Source organism: Arthrobacter sp. Y3221114 (assembly GCF_059092625.1).
Window position 1 is genome coordinate 14256 of the sequence record NZ_JBNHHW010000006.1, and the last position, 20582, is coordinate 34837.

The 20582-nt window shown below is 65.3% G+C and carries 19 protein-coding genes; 16 read left to right on the forward strand and 3 right to left on the reverse strand.

From position 1 onward, the window contains the following. The first annotated feature begins 103 nt into the window (after positions 1 to 103). From AC5RV3_RS13505 to AC5RV3_RS13545, 9 genes are all read left to right on the forward strand, one after another. A complete protein-coding gene (locus AC5RV3_RS13505; protein ID WP_494111478.1) occupies positions 104 to 904 on the forward strand; it encodes a purine-nucleoside phosphorylase in 801 nt (266 codons plus the stop codon). An 11-nt stretch (positions 905 to 915) separates the two neighbouring features. Next, positions 916 to 2712, forward strand: a complete 1797-nt coding sequence (locus AC5RV3_RS13510; RefSeq protein ID WP_494122582.1) for a phospho-sugar mutase — start codon at positions 916 to 918, stop codon at positions 2710 to 2712. Positions 2713 to 2753: 41 nt separating this feature from the next. Next, the gene (locus AC5RV3_RS13515) at positions 2754 to 2960 is read left to right on the forward strand and encodes a hypothetical protein (protein ID WP_494122583.1); all 207 of its coding nucleotides are present in this window, start codon (positions 2754 to 2756) and stop codon (positions 2958 to 2960) included. Positions 2961 to 2997: 37 nt separating this feature from the next. Then, entirely contained in the window at positions 2998 to 3783 is a 786-nt protein-coding gene (locus tag AC5RV3_RS13520) for a class E sortase (RefSeq protein ID WP_494122584.1), read from the forward strand. Positions 3784 to 3790: 7 nt separating this feature from the next. Continuing rightward, positions 3791 to 3967: a hypothetical protein gene (locus AC5RV3_RS13525; RefSeq protein ID WP_494122585.1), complete on the forward strand. Its 177-nt coding sequence runs from the start codon at positions 3791 to 3793 to the stop codon at positions 3965 to 3967. Positions 3968 to 4037: 70 nt separating this feature from the next. Further along, on the forward strand, positions 4038 to 4760 hold the full coding sequence (gene deoC / locus AC5RV3_RS13530; RefSeq protein WP_494122586.1) for a deoxyribose-phosphate aldolase: 723 nt from the start codon (positions 4038 to 4040) through the stop codon (positions 4758 to 4760). Between the two features lie 32 nt (positions 4761 to 4792). After that, the gene (locus AC5RV3_RS13535) at positions 4793 to 5020 is read left to right on the forward strand and encodes a hypothetical protein (protein WP_494068119.1); all 228 of its coding nucleotides are present in this window, start codon (positions 4793 to 4795) and stop codon (positions 5018 to 5020) included. A 236-nt stretch (positions 5021 to 5256) separates the two neighbouring features. Further along, positions 5257 to 6606, forward strand: coding sequence for a Na+/H+ antiporter NhaA (gene nhaA, locus AC5RV3_RS13540; RefSeq protein ID WP_494122587.1), 1350 nt, complete (start codon positions 5257 to 5259; stop codon positions 6604 to 6606). Positions 6607 to 6778: 172 nt separating this feature from the next. Further along, positions 6779 to 8494 carry a sensor histidine kinase gene (locus AC5RV3_RS13545; RefSeq protein ID WP_494122588.1) on the forward strand — a complete coding sequence of 572 codons (1716 nt, stop codon included), beginning with the start codon at positions 6779 to 6781 and terminating at the stop codon, positions 8492 to 8494. A 22-nt stretch (positions 8495 to 8516) separates the two neighbouring features. On the opposite strand, the gene AC5RV3_RS13550 is transcribed toward AC5RV3_RS13545, so the two are convergent. After that, positions 8517 to 10031: a M20/M25/M40 family metallo-hydrolase gene (locus AC5RV3_RS13550; RefSeq protein ID WP_494122589.1), complete on the reverse strand. Its 1515-nt coding sequence runs from the start codon at positions 10029 to 10031 to the stop codon at positions 8517 to 8519. Positions 10032 to 10317: 286 nt separating this feature from the next. Here AC5RV3_RS13550 and AC5RV3_RS13555 point away from each other — a divergent pair, with 286 nt between their 5' ends. From AC5RV3_RS13555 to AC5RV3_RS13570, 4 genes are all read left to right on the forward strand, one after another. Continuing rightward, a complete protein-coding gene (locus AC5RV3_RS13555) occupies positions 10318 to 10761 on the forward strand; it encodes a VanZ family protein (protein WP_494122590.1) in 444 nt (147 codons plus the stop codon). Positions 10762 to 10811: 50 nt separating this feature from the next. Continuing rightward, complete coding sequence (locus AC5RV3_RS13560; RefSeq protein ID WP_494122591.1) at positions 10812 to 12125, forward strand: UDP-glucose dehydrogenase family protein; 1314 nt, start codon at positions 10812 to 10814, stop codon at positions 12123 to 12125. A gap of 178 nt (positions 12126 to 12303) precedes the next feature. After that, positions 12304 to 14340, forward strand: a complete 2037-nt coding sequence (locus AC5RV3_RS13565) for a M1 family aminopeptidase (protein ID WP_494122592.1) — start codon at positions 12304 to 12306, stop codon at positions 14338 to 14340. A gap of 19 nt (positions 14341 to 14359) precedes the next feature. Further along, positions 14360 to 15364, forward strand: coding sequence for an LCP family protein (locus AC5RV3_RS13570; RefSeq protein WP_494122593.1), 1005 nt, complete (start codon positions 14360 to 14362; stop codon positions 15362 to 15364). Here AC5RV3_RS13570 and AC5RV3_RS13575 read toward each other — a convergent pair. Beyond that, positions 15361 to 15621 (reverse strand): SHOCT domain-containing protein, encoded by a 261-nt coding sequence (locus AC5RV3_RS13575; protein ID WP_493977596.1) that lies wholly within the window; start codon positions 15619 to 15621, stop codon positions 15361 to 15363. The two genes, AC5RV3_RS13570 and AC5RV3_RS13575, sit on opposite strands and share 4 nt — an antisense overlap. Positions 15622 to 15912: 291 nt before the next feature. Here AC5RV3_RS13575 and AC5RV3_RS13580 point away from each other — a divergent pair, with 291 nt between their 5' ends. Beyond that, the gene (locus tag AC5RV3_RS13580; protein ID WP_494122594.1) at positions 15913 to 16251 is read left to right on the forward strand and encodes a hypothetical protein; all 339 of its coding nucleotides are present in this window, start codon (positions 15913 to 15915) and stop codon (positions 16249 to 16251) included. A 7-nt stretch (positions 16252 to 16258) separates the two neighbouring features. On the opposite strand, the gene AC5RV3_RS13585 is transcribed toward AC5RV3_RS13580, so the two are convergent. Next, complete coding sequence (locus tag AC5RV3_RS13585) at positions 16259 to 16675, reverse strand: MarR family winged helix-turn-helix transcriptional regulator (RefSeq protein WP_494122595.1); 417 nt, start codon at positions 16673 to 16675, stop codon at positions 16259 to 16261. Positions 16676 to 16862: 187 nt separating this feature from the next. Between AC5RV3_RS13585 and AC5RV3_RS13590 the strand changes: the two genes are divergently transcribed. Next, entirely contained in the window at positions 16863 to 18581 is a 1719-nt protein-coding gene (locus AC5RV3_RS13590; protein WP_494122596.1) for an ABC transporter ATP-binding protein, read from the forward strand. Between the two features lie 141 nt (positions 18582 to 18722). Further along, positions 18723 to 20555 carry a DUF4012 domain-containing protein gene (locus AC5RV3_RS13595; RefSeq protein ID WP_494122597.1) on the forward strand — a complete coding sequence of 611 codons (1833 nt, stop codon included), beginning with the start codon at positions 18723 to 18725 and terminating at the stop codon, positions 20553 to 20555. The last annotated feature ends 27 nt before the right edge of the window (positions 20556 to 20582 follow it).

Consider the following 20582-nt stretch of genomic DNA (forward strand, 5'->3'; position numbering starts at 1 on the left):
CACGCCCCGCACCGGTCGGGGACATCCCCAATGCAAGGAACGACGGCGGCGATGCCCGCCTGACGCTTTCAGCAGCAGTTCGCCAGCGGGTAGGTTAGGGGCTGTGACTACAGATCCCTTTGAACTGGCCGCCGAGGCAGCCGCTTTCCTCGCCCGGCAGACCGGTGTTGCCGCCCATGATGTTGCGCTGGTGCTCGGCTCCGGCTGGGGCGAAGCCGCCGACCTCGTCGGTGAAACCACCCACTCGATTCCGGCCACGGACATTCCCGGGTTCTCAGCCCCCGCCGTCGAGGGCCATGTGGGCACCATCCGCTCCGTCCGGACGCCCGACGGCAAGCGCGTGCTGGTGCTCGGCGCCCGCACCCACTACTACGAGGGCAAGGGCGTGCGCGCGGTCGTCCACGGGGTCCGGACGGCCGCGGCGGCAGGGTGCAAGACGCTGGTGCTGACCAACGGCTGCGGCGGACTGAACCCGGCCTGGGCGCCGGGGACGCCGGTGCTGATCAGCGACCACCTCAACCTCACCGCTGCTTCCCCGCTGGAAGGCGCAACCTTCGTTGACCTGACCGACCTCTATTCGGGACGGCTGCGCACCTTGGCGCGGGAGGTGGATCCCAGTCTGGACGAAGGCGTGTACGCACAGTTCCCCGGCCCCCACTACGAGACCCCGGCCGAGGTGCAGTACGCCAAGCGGATCGGCGCCGACCTGGTCGGCATGTCCACGGCGTTGGAGGCCATCGCCGCCCGCCACGCCGGCATGGAGGTTTTCGGTATCTCCCTGGTGACCAACCTGGCGGCCGGCATCAGCGACACTCCGCTCAGCCACACCGAGGTCATCGAGGCGGGCCGGGCCGCAGGGCCGCGGATCTCGCGGCTGCTGGCCGGAATTGTCGCCAAACTGTGAACGGGATCGACATGACCGCCATGCCCGACGAGTTGAAGGCCGCCGCCGAAGCCTGGCTGCAGGCCGATCCGGACGCGCAGACCCGCCGGGAACTGCAAGGCCTGTTGGCAGCGGCGGGCGGCAGCGCCCCGGATGCCGCCGCGGTGCGGGCCGAGCTGGCGGACAGGTTCTCCGGACCCCTGGCCTTCGGTACCGCCGGACTCCGGGCCGCGCTCGGCGCGGGCCCCTTCCGGATGAACCGGGTGGTGGTGCGCCGGACCGCAGCCGGGCTGGCCCGCTTCCTGCTGGACACCGCCGACGGCGCCTATACGCCGCGTGCGGTGGTCGGTTTCGATGCACGCCGGAACTCGGATGTCTTCGCCGCCGAATCCGCTGCCATCTTCACCGCGGCCGGCATCGAAACGTTCCTGATGCCTTCCGCCCTGCCAACACCGGTGCTGGCGTACGCCGTCCGGGCGCTGGGCTGCGAAGCGGGCGTGATGGTCACCGCCAGCCATAATCCCGCGCACGACAACGGGTACAAGGTGTATCTGGGCGGACGTGCCGTGGACGAAGGCGGCCGCGGAGCGCAGATAGTGGCACCCTACGACGCCGAGATCGCCGCCCGGATCGATTACACCCCGCCGCTGGAATCCATCCGGCTGGCCGAGGAAGGCTGGAACGTCCTGCCGGACGGTATCGCCAACGACTACACCGCGGCGGTCACCGCGCTGGCCGACCCGCGGCTGTTCCCGCAGCGGGACCTGAGGATCGTGCTCACACCGATGCACGGCGTCGGCGGAGCCACCATGAGGGCGGTCTTTGAGCAGGCCGGTTTCAACGACGTGACGCTGGTTGCCGCCCAGGCGGAGCCGGATCCCGATTTCCCCACCGTGGCCTTCCCCAACCCGGAGGAAGCCGGAGCGATCGACCTGGCCTTGGCAACGGCAGCGGAAATCGACGCGGACCTGGTGATCGCCAACGACCCCGATGCGGACCGTGCGGCGCTGGCTGCCAAGGATCCGGCAACCGGCGCGTGGAGGATGCTTCGCGGCGACGAGGCCGGCGCCCTGCTCGGAGCGCACATGGCGGCACGTTTCGAAGGCCAGGACCGGCTGCGCACGGACCGCGACGCCTCCACCGATCCGATCAATGCACGGGCGGACGAGAGCGCGGCTGGGTCCCGGGTCTTCGCCAACTCGATCGTGTCTTCCCGCCTGCTGGGCAAGATCGCGGCCGATGCAGGCATAGCCCACGTGGAGACGCTGACCGGCTTCAAGTGGATTTCCCGCGTCCCCGGCCTGACCTACGGGTATGAAGAGGCCCTGGGTTATTGCGTGGCACCCCATCTGGTCCGGGACAAGGACGGGATGTCCGCCGCCCTGCTGCTCGCCGAGCTCGTCGCCGACGTCAAAGCCGCGGGCCGGACACTCTTCGACGTCCTCGATGAACTCGCGATGAAGTACGGGCTCCACGCAACGGACCAGCTCAGCATCAGGGTGGACAACCTTGGCTCGATGGAAACGATGATGTACCGGCTCCGGGAGCGGCCGCCGTCGTCGCTGGCTGGTTCCCCGGTGGTGACCAGCACGGACCTGTCCATCGGCAGTGAAGCATTGCCGCCGACCGACGGCCTGCTGTTTCTAGGCCAGGACGATACCCGCGTCATAGTGCGGCCAAGCGGCACGGAGCCGAAGCTCAAATGCTATCTGGAGGTCATCCGGCCGGTCGCCGCCGCGGACCGGCTGGCAGAGGAACGCGCGGAAGCGGCCCGGCTGCTGGAAGCCATCAAAACCGACATCCGCCGGACACTCGGGATGACCGGATAGGGCGCCTTTTCGGCACGGGCACCATGTGGGACGATGCAGCCATGGGCATCGAAGAACAGCTGCCCCGATCCGCAGGGACGAGGCATCAAAGCCCTGAGGAGGAACCGGCGCACAAGGCCTCGGAAGAGCACATTCCCGCCGACGACGCCCGGGCCATCGCGCGCCGCCGGCAGGAAGCCGAGGAGAAGCTCGAGGAGCACCGCCGTGCGGCCGAGGAAGAAGGCCACGCGACCGGCGGCACCCGGTGACGTGAAGGGGCTTTGAGCACTGATACTGTCTACTCATATGGCCCAAGATTTGACCGTGACCGCGGAGAAGAGCGCCTCCGGCGGCAGGCGGTTCCGCCGGCGCCGCAGCGTCTCCTTTCGGACAGTTCTCCAGGTGGCCGGCGAACTCCTGATGACGGCAGCGGTGATCTTGCTGCTGTTCGTCGTGTGGCAGCTGTGGTGGACGAACCTGGAGGCCCGCGGAGCCCAGACTGCTGTCGTGGAGAGCCTGTCGCAGGATTTCGGCAAGCCGGCGGAAAGGCCGGTACCGAGCTCGGACAATGACGAACCACCTGTTGGCGACCGCCCAGCCGACGGAGAATCCTTCGGGATTGTTTACATCCCCCGCTTCGGTGAAGACTACTCCGTGCCGTTGTCTGCGGGCATCAGCGACCTCGTTCTGGACTCCCTGGGTCTGGGCATGTATCCAGACAGTGCCATGCCGGGAGAGGTCGGAAACTTCTCTGTCGCGGGACACCGCCAGACCCACGGCAAGGTCCTGGACCTGGTCCACACCTTGAAACGCGGGGACAAAATCTACATCCGGACCGCGGAGGGCTACTACACCTATGTCTTCCGCGACTTCGAAATCCTCACCCCTGACCGGAGCGATGTCCTGCTGCCCGTTCCCAAAGAGCCCGGGGCAGAGCCGACCGAACGACTGTTAACCATGACCACCTGCCATCCGCGGTACGGTGACCAGGAAAGGTTTATCGTCTACTCGGTGATGGAGTCATGGCAACCGGCCGGCGCCGGGCCCCCGGCCGAAATTGCTGATCTGGTCGAACAGAGATCGAAGGGTTAACTGACGAATGTATGCCTGGATTTTCCGCAGCCTGCCCGGCCCGTTGTGGATGCGCATTGTGCTGGCGGTGCTGCTGATTGCGGCGGCTGTCATGATCCTGATGGAAGTCGTCTTCCCTTGGATCAGCGAGTCCGTCATACCCGGCGAAGATTCAACGCTGGGCAACGCCACTCCCGGCGATTAGGCACTCCTCGGGCACATTCAGTATGCGACGATGGAGGTTCCTTTGAACCCAGCAGATGAAAGGGATGGCCATGTCTGAAGACATCACATCCGGATCCGCTCCGAGCGCGACCTATCACGATCCGACGTCGATCGCTTCGGTCATCGACCACACGCTGCTGAAGCCGGAAGCTTCCCGCGAAGACATCCTCACGGTCTGCCGGGAGGCGGTCGAGTACCGCTTTGCCGCCGTTTGCGCGAATCCTGTCTGGACGGCCTTGGTGCACAGCACGCTCAAGGGGTCCGGGGTCAAGACCTGCGCGGTCGTCGGCTTCCCGTTCGGTGCCACTCCCACCGACGTGAAGGTGCACGAGGCCCGCGGCGCCACGCTGGACGGCGCCGACGAGATCGACATGGTGATCAACATCGCCGCGGCCCGGGCCAACGACCGCGCCACGATCACCGAGGACATCGCGGCGGTGGCCGAGGCCGTCCACGCCGGCGGTGCCATCCTTAAAGTCATCCTGGAGACCCATTTCCTGACAGACGAGCAAAAGCGGATGGTCTGCGAAGCCGCCGCCGAGGCCGGAGCAGACTTCGTCAAGACTTCCACCGGGTTCAGCGGGGGCGGAGCCACCGTCGAGGACATCGCGCTGATGCGGGAGGCCGTCGGGACGCGCCTGGGAGTAAAGGCCTCCGGCGGCGTGCGCTCCGTCGACGACGCGCGCGCCATGCTCCGGGCCGGCGCAACACGAATTGGCGCCAGCTCATCAGTGGCTATTGTTAAAGGTGAGCAAGCCGCCGGCGGCTACTGACGCCGCATCGCACTATTGAGGAGAAACACCCCATGGCCCACCCCAAGCAGCGCACCCATTCGGGCGAGGGACACCTGGTCGGCAATTTGATCACCTTCGCGGTCATCATGCTGATGTTCTTCGGTTCCCTGTACGCCTTCAGCCTGGAGCCGGTCATCGGCGCCATCCCGGCCTTCGCCATCGGGCTCGGCCTCTTCACGCTGGCGTTCTTCATTCCCAAGCAGTTCCTGGGCCGTTCCGACACCCACCACAACGCCTGACGTTTTCGCGGGCTTTCCCGGGCGCTCAGCCAGGGGGCAGGCAGGTCCTGTTTCCCTTTGCTGGGTGCCCGGCGTTTTTGAGGGCCGACGGCCCGCCCTAGGCCCCCTCGTCCCCGGGACGGCCCCTTTCCGGGCGGCACCGCACGGGCGTGTACACTGGCACACGGTGTGACGGGAAGCCTGGTCGTCGATTGATTCATCGAGCCCACAGGGCTTAGCAACCGTCAGGAGTCTGCATGGCCGCCCCCTCTCCCCGGGACAAAAACACCATCCTCGGCCGGGGCAGCTATCCGGAATTCGTCCGCATCAGCGAATTGATGCGCAAAGAGACCGTCGGCGGCATCTTGCTGCTGATCGCCACCGTCGCAGCACTGGCCTGGGCCAACTCGCCCGCCGCCGACACCTACTTCGCCATCCGCGACTTCACGGTCGGCTTCGAGTCACTCAATCTCAACCTCAGCATCGGCCACTGGGCATCTGACGGCCTGCTGGCCATCTTCTTCTTCCTGACCGGTCTGGAGCTCAAGCGCGAGTTCGTGGCAGGCGACCTGCGCTCCCCGGCCCGGGCCATCGTCCCGATCGCCGCCGCCTTCGGCGGCGTCGCGGTACCCGCCCTGATCTTTGTTTTCATCAACCTGGGTGCAGGACCGGAAGCGCTGCGCGGCTGGGCCATCCCGACGGCCACGGACATTGCCTTCGCGGTGGCCGTCTTGGCCGTGATCAGTTCGCACTTGCCTGGCGCACTGCGCATTTTTATCCTGACCCTGGCCGTGATGGACGACTTGATCGCCATCGCCATCATTGCGTTCTTCTACTCCTCCGACGTGCAAGTGCCATACCTTCTGTGGATGCTGCTGCCGCTGGCTGTTTTCGCATTCCTGACGCACACATTCGCCAGGTTCTTCGCCCGGCATCACCTGGCGGCCTGGGTCATTCTGCTCCCGCTGGGCATCATCGCGTGGGGGCTGATGCATTCCTCCGGCGTACACGCAACTGTGGCCGGCGTGCTGCTGGGCTTCCTGGTCCCCGTGCTGCGCAGCAAGAAGGACGGCGGCCCCGACGCCGGCCCCGGACTGGCCGAGCAGTTGGAGCACCGTTTCCGTCCGCTCTCCACGGGGTTTGCGGTCCCGGTCTTCGCGTTCTTCGCCGCCGGCGTCGCCCTCGGGGGCTGGGAGGGCATCAGCCGGACCTTTACCGACACGGTAGCGATTGGCATTGTCGCCGCCTTGGTGATCGGCAAGCCGCTGGGCATCATGCTCACCACCTGGCTGCTGACCAAGTCCACCAAGGCCAGCCTGGACCCGTCGCTGAAGTGGATCGACGTGTTTGGCGTGGCCGTACTGGCCGGCGTGGGTTTCACCGTTTCACTGCTGGTCAACGATCTGAGCTTCCCGCTCGGATCCGACCACCACGACCATGCGAAAGTAGCCGTCCTGGCCGGTTCACTGGCCTCGGCGCTGCTGGCGGCCGTCATCCTGCGCGCCCGCAACCGGCATTACCGCTCAGTCGAAGAGCTGGAAACCGCGGATGCCGACCAAGACGGCATTCCCGACGTGTACCAGCAGGACCGGCACGCAGCGGACTGACCCGCCAACCGGCCGCAGCACCCTAACACTCCCTTCCTGCGACTCGCGTCACAGACCGCATCGTTCCACGGTGCTGGGCAACACGCGTGCCATACTGAACCAGTCATGGCCAGCCCGGCTCCGGCAACGCAACCGACAACGAGGGCTGCCCGGAGTAGGGGGACCTTCGATCATGTCTGCCGCACCAAGCCCGCTGTTGTCGTGGCTGACCGGACGCCGGCAGTTCCATGAGCTGCCCCTGCGCGCACGCGTGTTCCTGAGCCATCTGCCGCTCTGCGTTTCCGTGACGCTGACCGCGGTGATAGCCGCGGTATTCTTCCCGGAACTGCTGGCCAACGCGCAATTCACCGGCGGACTCATCGGCATTGCCGTGTTGTGGATCCTCGGCGCCGCCATCCCCTGGGACCGGCTGCCTTATCCGTCGTACTGGGTTATCCCGCTGCTGGACTTCGTCGCCATCGGGGCCCTTCACCACGGCGGCGGGACAGTACTCTCCGGCGTCGGCCTGTTGGCGGTCTTCCCGGTGTTCTGGATGGCCTGGTCGGAGATTGCCCCCGCCGCCGCGCGCATCGTCAGCTTCGCCGCACCGCTGCTCATCGTCTGGATTCCGGTGTTCACCGGCCCGGAGCCGGTAACGCCGAAAACCCTGTTTGGCCCGATCCTGGTCCCCATCGTGACCCTTGCAGTCTCCATCACCGCATCCGTTTTCTCGTTGAGCATGACGGCACAGCAGCAAGCCCTGACCCGCAAAGACCGCGAGCTGCGGACCTTGCTGGAGGAAAGCAAAGTCCATGTGCGCCGGCTGGACACCGTCCTGAACGCCGTCGCGGTAGGGGTGCTTGTCACCGACGCCGAGGGCCGTGACATCCTGAGCAACGTGCAACAGGATCGGGACCGCTTGGTGGCCATGCCCCAAGGCATCGACAATCCGGACGAGGCCGATTTGCTGGTCTTCGAAGCGGACCGGGTCACCCCGGTAGTCCCCGAAGAGCGCCCCATTCGCCGGGCCGTCCAGGGTGAGTCCTTTTCAGACCGACTGGTGTGGATCGGCGACGGAGAAAGGCAACGCGCCATGTTGTGCACGGCACGCCCCATGCAGAATGACCTCGGCCAGTTCGACGGCACCGTGATGGCCTTCAGCGACGTCACCGACCTGGTCAATGCGCTGACGGTGAAGGAAGAGTTCGTCGCCAGCGTCTCGCACGAGCTCCGCACCCCCCTGACGTCCATCATGGGCTACCTGGACCTCGCGCTCGAAGACACCGACCAACTGCCGGAACACGTCGCCGCTTCCCTCGGCATCGCCATGCGCAATTCAGAACGCCTCCTGCAACTGGTGGAAGACCTGCTCTTCACCGCCTCCGGAACGCTGAGCGTCGAGCCGCGCCGCACCGTGTTGGCCGACGTCGTCGCCACCAGCGTTGCGTCGGCCATGCCGAGGGCAGAACACGCGGGCGTGGACCTGGTTATCGACGCCGCCGACGGGCTGGAAGCGGAGATCGATCCCAACCGGATGGGCCAGGTGCTGGACAACTTGCTATCCAATGCCATCAAGTATTCGCCCGACGGCGGCCGGGTCACGGTGCGGACTCTGGCGGCCGACGGCGCCGTCCTACTGGAGGTCAGCGACACCGGCATGGGCATGTCGGAAGCCGATCAGGCCGAAGTCTTCACCAAGTTCTTCCGGACCAGTTCCGTCCGGCAGGCGGCCATCCCCGGGCTGGGGTTGGGGCTGGCCATCAGCAAGTCGATCGTGGAAGCGCACGGCGGCACACTGACCTTCACGAGCGCCCTGGGAGCGGGCACGACATTCAGCGTCTCGGTTCCGCGGCGCAGCGAACAGGAAGGCCGTCCGGGGACGGCCTCCCTGGGCCAGCTGCTCCCTTAAGGACAGCGCCGGACCGACGGGGTTAGCGAACGGCCTGCGGCCCCTTGAACAGCATCTTGGTGCTGCCCGTTCCCTTGCCCTTGGCCGTGCCGTTGACCGCTGAGGTCGTTTCGGCGAAGGTCAGCGTGGCATGCGCAATCGCATCAGCCATCTGATCGAGTACCACTAGGTCCACGTTGGCAAGCGTGTCGCATGCCTCGTGGTAGCAGGGATCGTAGGCCACGCCCGCGGTGCCCCCGTAGATTGCTGCCTGCTCTGCGGTCTTGATCTCCTCGGCACCGGTGAACAGGCCGCCGGCGGGAATGCCGTTGTTGATGAAGCCGAAGTAGTCCGAGCGCCCGTCGAACGCCGTCGGTTCCGTGGCGAGTCCCTGCGAAGCGAAGTAGTCCTCGAAGACGCGCTCGATGGTATCCGACCCCTTCGGCCCGGTCAGCCCAAACGCGTCGCCGTCGCCGTCATACACGAAGCGCACGGCATTGGGCGAACCGACCATATCGAAATTCAGGTTGAGCGCATGCTGCTTGATCTCACGCTTGCTCAACTGGGACACGTAGTAGTCAGAGCCGAGCAGCCCGTCCTCTTCACCGCCCCAGAAAGCGAACCGCACCCGGTTTTCCGGTGCGTCACCGGATGCGGCCATCTGGAGCGCCGTTTCCAGGATCGCCGCGCTGCCGGACCCATTGTCGTTGATGCCCGGGCCCTCGGATACCGAATCCAGGTGGGCGCCGACCACGACGGTGCGGTCCGCGCGCCCGGCCGTGTCGGCGAGGATGTTGAACGTCTCCGTCACGACGATCTCGGCGTCCACCGCGATCCGCAGTTCCACCCCGGTGGTCCCGGCCAGCTCCTCCCCCAGGTCGAAGCTGGTGCTGACGGCCGGGATGGCCTGCGGCGTTCCCAGCGTGCCGCCGAACAGGTCAAGCCGGTCCGGCGTGCCTCCGTTGCCCTGATTGAAGATGACCACGCCGACGGCGCCTGCTGCCGCGGCATTCGAAACCTTCGTGGCGAAATCGCACGTACCGCGCTGAATCAAGGCGATGTTTCCGGCGGGGAAGCTTGCGAAGTCGCTCGCCTCGCAGCCGCTGGTGGATGCCCTGTCGCCTGCAAGGTTGATATCCACCGCGGTTACCGGTGCCATGACGTCGCCGGAGGCGGAGTAATCCATGGCCAGGAACTCCTCCCCTGCCGTGTAGACCGTCGGCTTCGGGGCGACCTGCTCGAACTCTTGGCCGTGGAGCACGAACCGTTCGTAGGAGAACACCTGCCGAACGGGCGTGTAGCCGGCGGCCGACAACTGGGCCTCGATGTATTGGGCCGATGCCTCGTAGCCGGACGTACCCGCCGCGCGGTTGCCGCCGTTGGCATTGGCAGCGTCCTGCAGGGCCTGCAAGTGGCTAACGATGTTCTCGGCCGTGACCGCTTCCCGCAGGGTGCTGGTGTCTGTCCCCTTAGCGGCTTGAGCGGGCAACCCGGTTCCGAACGCCAATGCGGTGGCGGCAGCGATGGCCGCACCCCGCCTGAAACTGTGGGTCTTCATGCTGGTTCCTCCATGAGGTGTGGATGAAAGGATCCCGCTGTCCCCGCAGCAGGATCCTGCCCGGAAGCTACCCCATGGCACCGGAAAGCGACATAGCCAGGCCGTGATACCCCTCACAAACACCTGAAAGAACCATTTCAGCCTTGCAAACCGGTCTCCGGATCGCTGCAAGCCCCACACCGCCCGGCTGGCGCCGCTGGGCGCCCGAGCTTGGTGGCGCACCGGTACCATGGCATTCGGTCGTCTTCGCATCGGCGCGCGGCCGCCACACTCGAGAGGAAGATCAATGCCGCTTCGCACGTCCCGGGAGCGGGCCCGCCTGCTGCATTTTTGTCTGTTGGCCGGCTACGCCCTCCTGGTCGCCGTCGCCGTGCTGTGGCCCACTCCTGTGGATGCCGGCGCGAACAGCACCATCCAGGCAGTTCTCGCGGCTCTGCATGAAGCCGGCGCGCCACGCTGGATCGACTACAACCTGGTCGAATCCGGGGCCAACGTTTTGATGTTCGTGCCGCTGGGCCTGCTGGCCGCGCTCCTCATGCCAGCCGGTCTGCGCTGGTTGACACCGGCCGGAGCCCTCTTGCTCTCCGGCGCCATCGAGTGGGCGCAGCAGGCGTTCCTGCCCGACCGCTATGCCTCGCTCCAGGACGTCTGGACAAACACCCTGGGCGCGGCCCTCGGCACGGTATTGGCCTATGCGTGGCTGGAAAACCGGCAAAACCGGCACCGGTAACGCGCTAAAGTCGAAGTAGTCTCTACTCAAGGCACGTGTAAAGGACCACTATGCGAATTTCCGTCATCGGCTGCGGCTATTTGGGGGCCGTCCATGCAGCGGCCATGGCCAAGCTTGGGCATGACGTGGTCGGTATCGACGTGGACGAACGCAAGGTCGCCGAGCTGCAGGCCGGCCGTGCCCCGTTCTTCGAACCCGGCCTGCCGGAACTGCTAGCCGAGGTCCAGCAGACCGGCCGGCTGACGTTCAGCACCGAGATGGCCGACGCGGCCGGAGCCGCCGTGCACTTCGTGTGCGTGGGTACCCCGCAGCGCAAGGGCGAGAACGCCGCCGACCTGCGCTATGTCGATGCTGCCTTCACGTCCCTGGCCGTGCACCTGCGCCCCGGTGACGTGGTGGTCGGCAAGTCCACCGTGCCGGTGGGAACGGCGTCACGGCTCGCAGAGGAAATCCGGGATGTCGCCCCGGCGGCCATCCTGGCGTGGAACCCGGAATTCCTGCGCGAAGGCCACGCCGTCAAGGACACGCTGACCCCGGACCGGTTTGTCTACGGCGTACCTTCGGGTGCTCCCGGTGAAGCCGCCACGGCCGCCCTGGATCAGGCCTACGCGACGCCGCTGGCCGCCGGCACACCGCGGCTAGTGGTCGACTATGCCACCGCCGAACTGGTCAAAGCCGCGGCGAACTCGTTCCTGGCCACGAAGATCTCCTTCATCAACGCCATGGCGGAAGTTTGCGAAGCCGCCGGGGCCGATGTCACCGCCCTGGCTGACGCCATCGGCATGGACGAACGGATCGGGCGCAAGTTCCTCAACGCCGGCGTCGGCTTCGGCGGCGGCTGCCTGCCAAAGGACATCCGCGCCTTCATGGCCCGGGCGGGCGAACTCGGGGCGGACCAGGCCCTGACCTTCCTGCGTGAGGTGGATGCCATCAACATGCGCCGCCGCACGCGCGTGGTGGAACTGACCCGAGAGCTCTGCGGCGGGTCACTGATCGGTAAGCGCATTACCGTGCTCGGTGCCGCGTTCAAACCGCAGTCCGACGACGTCCGTGATTCTCCCGCGTTGTCCGTTGCCGCCCAACTGCAGCTGCAGGGTGCCACGGTCACCGTCACCGATCCGGAGGCCCTGGCCAACGCCAAGCAGCGTTTCCCGGAACTCAGCTATGAACCGGATGCCAAGACGGCTATCGCCCGCGCCCATGCGCTGGTGCTGGTGACCGAGTGGAATGAATACCGCGAGTTGGATCCGGTCGTCGTCGGAAACCTGGTGGACGAAAAAAACATATTGGACGGACGCAATGTGCTGGACCCGGCAGCGTGGCGCCAGGCGGGCTGGACCTTCAAGGGCATCGGCCGCCCCTAGCTTTTCCCAAGTTTGGCCTTCCAGAATGGGCCCGTACAGCCAAGCTGTGCGGGCCCATGGTCGTATCCGTTGACAGTGGTCCCAAACAGGAGCATGTTATGTAGATGGCCAACGCTTGAAGCCGCCGATCCCGCTAATCCACGGGTCCGTGCAGCGTTGGCCGATGGGGGGACGTTGCATGATGGCTCGGAGGGGTCTTGCCTTGGCTGCGGCCGCGCTCATGAGCGTGTCCGGCCTGGCGCTGCCTGTCGCTCCGGCGGCCGCAGCCCCCGATCCCGGCCGGCACGTCTTCGAGCCCGGGTCCGCCACCCTGCATGACGAGTATTTCCCTGACGCCGGCAACGGCGGCTACCAGGTGGCCCACTATCGACTGGACTTGCTGTATGGCCCGCCCACCGACCGGCTGGACGGCACCGCTACGATCACGGCGCAGGCCAAGCAAAACCTTTCGGAATTCAGCTTGGACCTGGATGGTCTGGACGTCGATTCCGTCAGCGTCGACGGGCGGGACGCCCGCTTTGCCAGGACCGGAACCAAGCTAGCCGTCACCCCCACCCGCGGTGTACCGGCCGGCAGCCGCTTCACCGTGGTCGTGGCGTACTCCGGTATCCCCCAAACCCTCTCCCTGCCCGGCCCCGCCGGGTTCATCCATACCGACGACGGCGCTCTGGTCACCGGCCATCCGGAGAGTGCGCCAACCTGGTTTCCGGTGAACAACCATCCCGGCGACCGTGCCGGCTACACCTTCAACATCTCGGTGCCCGACGGCTGGCAGGCGGTGGCCAACGGCTTTCCGGACGGCAGGGCAGCCGAGTCCGGCCGCACCGTCTACACCTGGAAGGCCGACGAGCCGCTGTCGCCGCATTTGGCGACCATCGCCGTCGGGCACTTTGACCTGGCGGAGCACACCGAGGACGGCATCAGCTACGTGGACGCGATGGATCCGGCGCTGAAGGAGGCGGTGGTCCCGCGCAATGGTGACGGGCTTGCCTGGTCGCAGAACGACAATGCCAGCTACAAGCGGCTCACGCGCACGGTCAGTGTCCCCCCCTCCGGCGGTGAGCTCTCGTTTTGGATGCTGCGGGACACGGAGCCCGGTTGGGACTATGCCTTCGTGGAGGCGCGCACGCCGGGCGGCAACGATTGGACCACGCTGAAGGACGACACCGGACTCGCGGACGACGAAACGGGCAATTCCTGCCCGGCGTGGCATCACGTGCACCCCTTCCTGAAGCACTACCAGACGGACGACGGCGGTGGTTCCTGCAGTGCAGGAGGCACCACCGGTCAATGGTGGGCGGCCACCGGTGCCAGTGACGGCTGGGAGCACTGGGAGTTCGACCTGGCAGACTACGCCGGCGAAGACGTGGAGCTGTCCATTACCTACGCCAGCGACATCACGGGGCAGAACGACGGCGTCTTCGTCGAGGATATCCAGGTGCCGGGCGGGGAAGGGTCCACGTCCTTTGACAGCGACGGCGACCGCTGGGACGGCTGGGAAGCGCGGCGTGCACCGGACGGCAGTCCGGAGAACGCGAACGGCTGGACGGCCGGGTCCGCCGCTCCTCCTTCGCAGGCCTACAAGATCCAGCAGTCGCTGGACAAGCAGCCCCACGTCATGAAATTCCTGTCCACCGTGTTCGGCAAGTACCCGCTCAAGAGCGCCGGCGGCATCGTGGACAACGTGGAGAATATCGGTTTCGCCCTCGAGGCCCAGGGCCGCCCGATCTATCCGACGGAGAACTTTTACGACGAGGCCAGCGGTGAAGCGCTGATAGCCCGGAACATGGCCCACCAGTGGCTCGCCAGCCGGCTGCCACTGGCGCGCTGGCAGGACAGCTGGCTCAACCAGGGCCTGGCGACCTACGCCCAATGGTTGTGGAACGAAGACCAGGACCGCGGCGGCGCGCAGGACAGCTTCGAGTTCTACGCCGGCATCGACGCCGACGAAGATTTTTGGCAGGTCCGGCTGTCCGACCCGGGCCCCGAGCATCTGTTCTCCAGCAGCCTTCAAATCCGCGGTTCGATGGCGTTGCATGCCATCCGGCAAGAAGTGGGCGACAAGGCGTTCTTCACAGTTCTCAAGCAATGGGTCCGCGACGGCTCAGGCGATCCCGGCGATTTCCGGAAACTCACCGAACACGTATCCGGCAAGGACATCTCAGGCATCTTCGAGGCCTACGTCGCGACGAAAGGCAAACCGGGAACACTCTGAGAAACAGCGAGGGGGACGCATGTTTCGAAGACGGGCAGCTGCCCTGCTGCTGGCGGCGGTGCTGGTGGTCGCGGCCGGAGGAATGGCATCGGTGGCCTATCTTGCCAACCTTGGTCAGACGCTTGATTCGCGCATGATGACCATACCGAACGCCTTCCCCGAACCATCGCTGCGCCCCGAACCTGTGCCCGCCGACCCCGGCCAGCCGGCTCCGGTCAACATCCTGCTGCTGGGAACCGACAAGGGCGCAGACAGCGGCGCTCCACGTGCCGCCGGTCCGAAAAGCAGACGGACGGACACCTTGATGCTGGTACACCTTCCTGCCGATCGGCAGCGAGTGTTCCTCATGTCCGTGATGCGCGATTTGTGGACGGACATCCCGGGCTTGGGAGAAGCGAAAATCAGTGCGGCCTACGCCAGCGGCGGGACGCCGTTGACCGTCCGCGTGTTCGAAGACATGTTCGGCGTGCGGATCGACCATGTTGCAATCGTGGATTTTGAGGGGTTCGGCTCGCTGACCGAGGCCCTCGGCGGCGTCGAAATCACCGTGGCGCAGCCCTTCAACCCCCGCCATCTGCCGGGCCGGCATTTCGACGCGGGCCGGCAGCTGATGAACGGTAAAGAGGCGCTGGCTTTCGTGCGCGAACGCTACGCCTTTGCGGACGGCGACTACCAGCGGGTGCGCAACCAGCAGGAATTCATCCACTCTGTGCTGGCCAAGTTCATGACGGTGGGAACACTGGCCAACCCGGCACGGATCAGCGACGTTGTGTCCCGGACCGCGCCCTATGTAGCCGTCGACGAGGGACTGAATGCAGCGGGCATCGCCGGGCTCGCACTGGAACTGCGCAACCTTCGGCCCGGTGGCATCAGCACGTTCACCCTGCCCACCGCTGGGATCGGCACGACCGACGACGGGCAGTCGATTGTGCTGCGCGACGACACGGCAATCTCCGCCATCGCCGCGGCCCTGCAGACAGATTCCCTGGAGCAATACGTCCGGACTCTGCGGGCGGGCGGTTAGCGGTCTTCGCCGAGGACCCGCAGGCCTTCGCGGTAGGCATCTGCCGTCAGCTCGCCGCGCGCGAACCTCTGGTCAAGGATCTGTCTGGCCGTGCTCCGCCGGTGCGACTGCTGTATTTGTCCGGCTGCTGCTGCCAAAGCATCTTCGACTTCGCGCGGTCTTAACCCCATGAACGCACGTATCACCAGGACCGCCAGCAACGCCACAATCGCCAACAACAGCAGCCCGAACAGCCATGCCAAGCCCATATCTACCATGATGAAAGCACCCCTTCGATCACGACGGAACGATGGCTTTTTCCTCGATTTCGTTCCTTAGGGTCAGGATACGCGTGCCCCCGGGCAACATACAGGGCGGAAGCATCACGATCACTCCCCTCTGGCAAAACCGCATCAGCAGCCGCAAATGATGCGGCATTGAGATGTTCCCCCTGCGTGCCGCGCCCCCGGGTCCGCGGCCGAGTGGACATAGGATGAGTTGACGGCACCCCTGTGTTCCCGTGCCAGAAATGTCCATCCACTGACGGATACCGGTTGAAAGTCGAGTTAATGAGCCCCACCCCCGACGGCACGCCCTTCCCGCGCCGCCGCGACGTCCGAACCGGCGCCGCAGACCCCGCACCTGCCACCGGAATGATCCCGGTGGTCCCGCTGGTCTCCGCCCCGTCCGGAACGCCTTTGCCGGCCCGGCGTGAACTCCGAACCGGTCTTATCCAGGTGGTTCCGCCGGCCGCGGGCCAGCCGGGCGGCTCAATGTATGTGCGCACGGAAGACAGGACCGGCCCGCAGGCCACACCGCGCAAGGGCCGCGGAACCGCCTGGGCTGTGAGCACCATCGTGGTACTGGCCGCGGCCGCCTCGGCGTTTTGGTTTCTGGTCGTCCGCTAACCGCCATTCATTCTCCGGCCGAGGTGAGCTTGGCCAGGAGCGCGGCGAGCTGGGAGCGTTCCGCCGCTGACAGTACGGCGAAGTACTTTTCCGCATGCTGCACTTGGATTTTCCGGATGGAGCGGCCGATGTCCCGCCCTCCATCGGTCAGCACCACCACCGTGGCCCTGCGGTCCACCGGATCAGGCTCGCGCCGGCACCAGCCGCGCTCTTGAAGCCCATCCACAATGTCCGTGGCCGACCGTGGCGCTATGCGTAGCCGCTCGGAGAGTTCACCCAGGCGCAGTTGCCCATGGTGGCTCAGCATGCGCAGCGCCCGGGCCTGCGACGGCGCCACGCCCAACGGGGCCATCCCCTCCCGCGTGGCGTGCCGCATTTGGCGCGACACGGCCCAGAATGCATCCAGCAGGTTTTCATCGGCCACCCGAATAGGCTATCAAGTTTTCCTGCTGTAGCCTCATAGTGAGGTTACCTCAGTAATACGTGCGGCGCGGTGTAGGCTGCTTCCACCATCATGAATCGAGGTGGTTCCGACGGAAACATTCGGACTAAACCCAGGCCGCGGTCCCGTCAAGGAACCGACGGCAGCGGAAAAAGAACAAGCCAGGCAGGTGCCGCTCAAGCGGATCGCCGCCTTGTTCCGTCCGTATCGGCGGCAGCTGGCCCTCGTTACCGGCATTATCATCGCGTCCTCCGCCGCAGCCATGGCCTCGCCGTTCCTGCTGCGGGCCGTCATCGACACGGCCCTGCCCCGGCAACAGCTGCCGCTGCTGGCGTGGCTGACGGCTGGCATGCTGGCAGTGGCCGCCGTCACGGCGCTCTTCGGCGTCCTGCAGACGTGGATTGCCACCCGGGTGGGCCAGCAAGTGATGCACAGACTGCGCACCGAAGTCTTCGCCCATTTGCAGCGGCAGTCCGTTGGCTTTTTCACCCGCACCCGAAGTGGTGAAATCCAATCCCGCATCACGAACGACATCGGCGGCATGCAGTCGGTCGTCACGTCCACCGCCACCGGCATTGCCACCAACCTGACCACCGTGGTGGCTACCGCGGCAGCCATGGCGGCGTTGTCCTGGCAGCTATCGCTGATCTCGCTGCTGGTGATGCCGCCGGCAGTTGTGCTGACCCGCAAGGTGGCCAAGGTGCGGCGGGAGCTGACCGCCCGCCGCCAGCGGGAGCTGGCCGACATGAACGTCACCGTTGAGGAGTCGCTCTCGGTCAGCGGCATCCAGCTGAGCAAAACCCTGGGAACCGGAGACGACCTTGCCGGCCGGTTCTCGGCCTCTTCCGAGCGGCTGACCGACCTCGAACTGCGTTCGGAACTGGCCGGCCGCTGGCGGATGGCCACCATGAGCATCATCTTCGCCGCCGTGCCTGCCGTCATCTACTTCGCCGCCGGCCTGCCCGGTGCCGCGGGAAACATCAGCATCGGCACGGTGGTCGCCTTCACCGCCCTGCAGGGCGGGCTCTTCCGCCCGCTGCTCGGACTGATGAACGTAACCATTACCGTGACCAGTTCGCTGGCGCTCTTCGGCCGGATTTTCGAGTACCTGGACCTGCCGGTGGAAATCGCCGAACCCGCCTCACCCGTCGAGGTGGATCCTGCCAGGATCGCGGGGCATGTGCGCTTCGAGGACGTTTCCTTCCGGTATCCGGACGGCCAAAAGCCGGCCGTGGAGCGCGTGGACCTGTCGGTCCCTGCCGGCTCTACCCTGGCCTTGATAGGGCCCACCGGATCCGGAAAAAGCACGCTGGCGTCTTTGGTGGCCCGCTTGCAGGATCCCACGGCGGGGCGCGTCACGATCGACGGCGTGGACATCCGCTCCCTGCGGCTGGCCGATCTGGCCGCCATCGTGGGAGTCGTCAGCCAGGACACCTACCTGCTGCACACTACCGTGCGAGAAAACCTGCGCTACGCCAAGCCGGAGGCCAGCGATGCCGAGATCGAGCAGGCCGCCCGGGATGCCCAGATCCACGACCATATCGCGGCACTGCCCGACGGTTACGACACCGTCGTCGGCTCCCGCGGACACCGGTTCTCCGGCGGCGAGAAGCAACGCATTGCCATTGCCCGCACCCTGCTGCGCAACCCCCCGGTTTTGGTTCTAGACGAGGCCACGAGCGCCTTGGACACCCAGACCGAGCACGCGGTGCAGCAGGCGTTCGACCGGCTGGCCGCCGGACGCACCACCATCACCATCGCGCACCGGCTTTCTACCGTCCGCAACGCGGACCAGATCGCCGTCCTCGAGGCCGGGCGCATCGTGGAGCTCGGCACCCACGAAACGCTGCTCGACGCTGACGGACGCTACGCAGCCTTGGCTGCCTAAGTAACAACAAAAGCAAGGCCTAGACCCCCGGGCGGACGCCCAACACAACTTCGGTAGCATTAGCAGGTCTGCCCGCTGTTGATCTTAGACCCCGAGGACTATCTGTTGCACAGCCACTCATCAGCTTTACATGAACGCAGCATGCCCAAAAAGCGACGCCGGCGCGGCTCCCGGCGAAATCGCCGCCGAATTCTTATCGGGGCTGGACTGACCCTCGGAATGCTAGGTTTGCTCGCGGCCGGAGCAGGTTGGCTCACTTACTCGGCACTCCAGGTCAAAGGCCATTTGGAAGCCAGCCTCGAGGCGGTTACGAAGTTGAAGGGGCAACTTACAGAGGGTGAGACAGAAGCGGCAAGCAACACGCTGGAGGAGTTGAAGCAGCATAGCGGTGCAGCCCGCGCAGAAAGCACGACTCCTTTGTGGCGGGCAGGGGAAGTAATTCCGTTCGTCGGCACGAACTTTTCTGCTGTATCTGGGATAGCCGTCGCGGTGGACAGCATTGTTCAGAGCGCGGCGCCTTTACTTGGGAACTTTGATCCGGAGATGCTTGCACCCAAGGACGGCCGCGTCGACATCGATGCGCTCAAGAACATCTCCCCAAGCTTGGAACGAGCTGCAACCACTGCCCGGCTCTCCCACGAGCAAGTGGCGCAAATCGACCGGTCTCACCTGCTACCGCAAGTGTCCGGTCCGGTGGCAGCGGCCACCGATCAGTTCAAACAACTACAAGACGTATTAGACGCTGCCGCAAAAGCCACAGCCATCCTTCCCCCCATGCTGGGTGCGGAAGGAGACCGCAGCTACCTGCTGCTGGTCCAAAATAATGCCGAGGTGCGCGCCACTGGCGGAATTCCCGGGGCTTTGGCTGTCATCACAGCAACCGACGGCAAACTGAAAATGGAAGAACAGGCAAGCGCATCAGAGTTGGGCCGTTTCTCTCCTGCCATCGATGTGGACCCGGAGCAGGAGCGAATATACACGGCGCGGATGGGCACCTTTATGCAGAGCGTCAATCTCACTCCCGACTTCCCCACTGCTGCAACCACCGCCAAAAGTATGTGGGAAAAACGCAATGACAAAGCCGGCATCGACGGTGTGATTGCCTTGGATCCGGTCGTACTAGCTAACCTCCTGAAAGCAACCGGTCCGGTGGATCTCCCCCATGCCGGTTCAGCGGTTACCGGCGATGTATCGCTTCCGGTGACTTTGACTAGCGACAATGTGGTGAAGACTCTCCTCTCAGACGTCTATGCGGCAATCGAAGAACCGGACCTGCAAGACGAGTATTTCGCTGCAGTTGCCGGTCAGGTGTTTGCGGCCTTGACAGAGGGCGGCGCCGATACCGAACCGCTGATTCAGGCGCTGAAGGAGAGCGTCGACGAAAACCGCTTGCGTATTTGGTCGGGCCATGAACAGGAACAAAGCACCCTCGAGCAGACGACCTTGGCCGGTGCGGTGGAAGGGCCTGCGGGCGCAGCTGCTGGTTTCGGGCTCTATTTCAATGACGGAACGGGCGCCAAGATGGACTATCACGTCCGGCGTACAGCACGTCTTGTGCAACACTGCGATGCCGGCGGGGGCACGAGCGATGCGGTGGAAGTAACGCTAACGAACGCCGCTCCTGAGAACGCCGCTGAAGCCCTCCCGGCCTATGTAACCGGTAGCGAAGCTTTCGGTGTTACGGCAGGAAACGTAAAAACCAACGTCTTGGCATACGGTCCCAGCGGTGCGGTGCTCGGCACGGCAACAATTGACGGCGCCAGCGCTCCAGTTGGATCCCATTTACATTCCAAGCGCCCGGTCGGTACCGTCACCGTCGAACTGGCCCCGGGGGAATCCACCACTGTTGCCATTGAATTCCTCAACGTAGGACCGCGAGATAAGTTCAATCTGACTATCACTCCGACGGTCCAGCCCCTTGACGAAGTATTAAAGCCGACGACGATTGACAACAGTTGTGCAACATCCGGTTAACTATGGCACGCAGAGTGCCCGGCGGAT

What these genes read in the sequence shown, in the direction of transcription:
- AC5RV3_RS13510 (WP_494122582.1), top strand. Translation starts at nt 916, where the DNA reads ATGACCGCCATGCCCGACGAGTTGAAGGCCGCCGCCGAAGCCTGGCTG.
- AC5RV3_RS13515 (WP_494122583.1), top strand. Translation starts at nt 2,754, where the DNA reads ATGGGCATCGAAGAACAGCTGCCCCGATCCGCAGGGACGAGGCATCAA.
- AC5RV3_RS13520 (WP_494122584.1), top strand. Translation starts at nt 2,998, where the DNA reads ATGGCCCAAGATTTGACCGTGACCGCGGAGAAGAGCGCCTCCGGCGGC.
- AC5RV3_RS13525 (WP_494122585.1), top strand. Translation starts at nt 3,791, where the DNA reads ATGTATGCCTGGATTTTCCGCAGCCTGCCCGGCCCGTTGTGGATGCGC.
- deoC (WP_494122586.1), top strand. Translation starts at nt 4,038, where the DNA reads ATGTCTGAAGACATCACATCCGGATCCGCTCCGAGCGCGACCTATCAC.
- AC5RV3_RS13535 (WP_494068119.1), top strand. Translation starts at nt 4,793, where the DNA reads ATGGCCCACCCCAAGCAGCGCACCCATTCGGGCGAGGGACACCTGGTC.
- nhaA (WP_494122587.1), top strand. Translation starts at nt 5,257, where the DNA reads ATGGCCGCCCCCTCTCCCCGGGACAAAAACACCATCCTCGGCCGGGGC.
- AC5RV3_RS13545 (WP_494122588.1), top strand. Translation starts at nt 6,779, where the DNA reads ATGTCTGCCGCACCAAGCCCGCTGTTGTCGTGGCTGACCGGACGCCGG.
- AC5RV3_RS13550 (WP_494122589.1), bottom strand. Translation starts at nt 10,031, where the DNA reads ATGAAGACCCACAGTTTCAGGCGGGGTGCGGCCATCGCTGCCGCCACC.
- AC5RV3_RS13555 (WP_494122590.1), top strand. Translation starts at nt 10,318, where the DNA reads ATGCCGCTTCGCACGTCCCGGGAGCGGGCCCGCCTGCTGCATTTTTGT.
- AC5RV3_RS13560 (WP_494122591.1), top strand. Translation starts at nt 10,812, where the DNA reads ATGCGAATTTCCGTCATCGGCTGCGGCTATTTGGGGGCCGTCCATGCA.
- AC5RV3_RS13565 (WP_494122592.1), top strand. Translation starts at nt 12,304, where the DNA reads ATGATGGCTCGGAGGGGTCTTGCCTTGGCTGCGGCCGCGCTCATGAGC.
- AC5RV3_RS13570 (WP_494122593.1), top strand. Translation starts at nt 14,360, where the DNA reads ATGTTTCGAAGACGGGCAGCTGCCCTGCTGCTGGCGGCGGTGCTGGTG.
- AC5RV3_RS13575 (WP_493977596.1), bottom strand. Translation starts at nt 15,621, where the DNA reads ATGGTAGATATGGGCTTGGCATGGCTGTTCGGGCTGCTGTTGTTGGCG.
- AC5RV3_RS13580 (WP_494122594.1), top strand. Translation starts at nt 15,913, where the DNA reads ATGAGCCCCACCCCCGACGGCACGCCCTTCCCGCGCCGCCGCGACGTC.
- AC5RV3_RS13595 (WP_494122597.1), top strand. Translation starts at nt 18,723, where the DNA reads ATGCCCAAAAAGCGACGCCGGCGCGGCTCCCGGCGAAATCGCCGCCGA.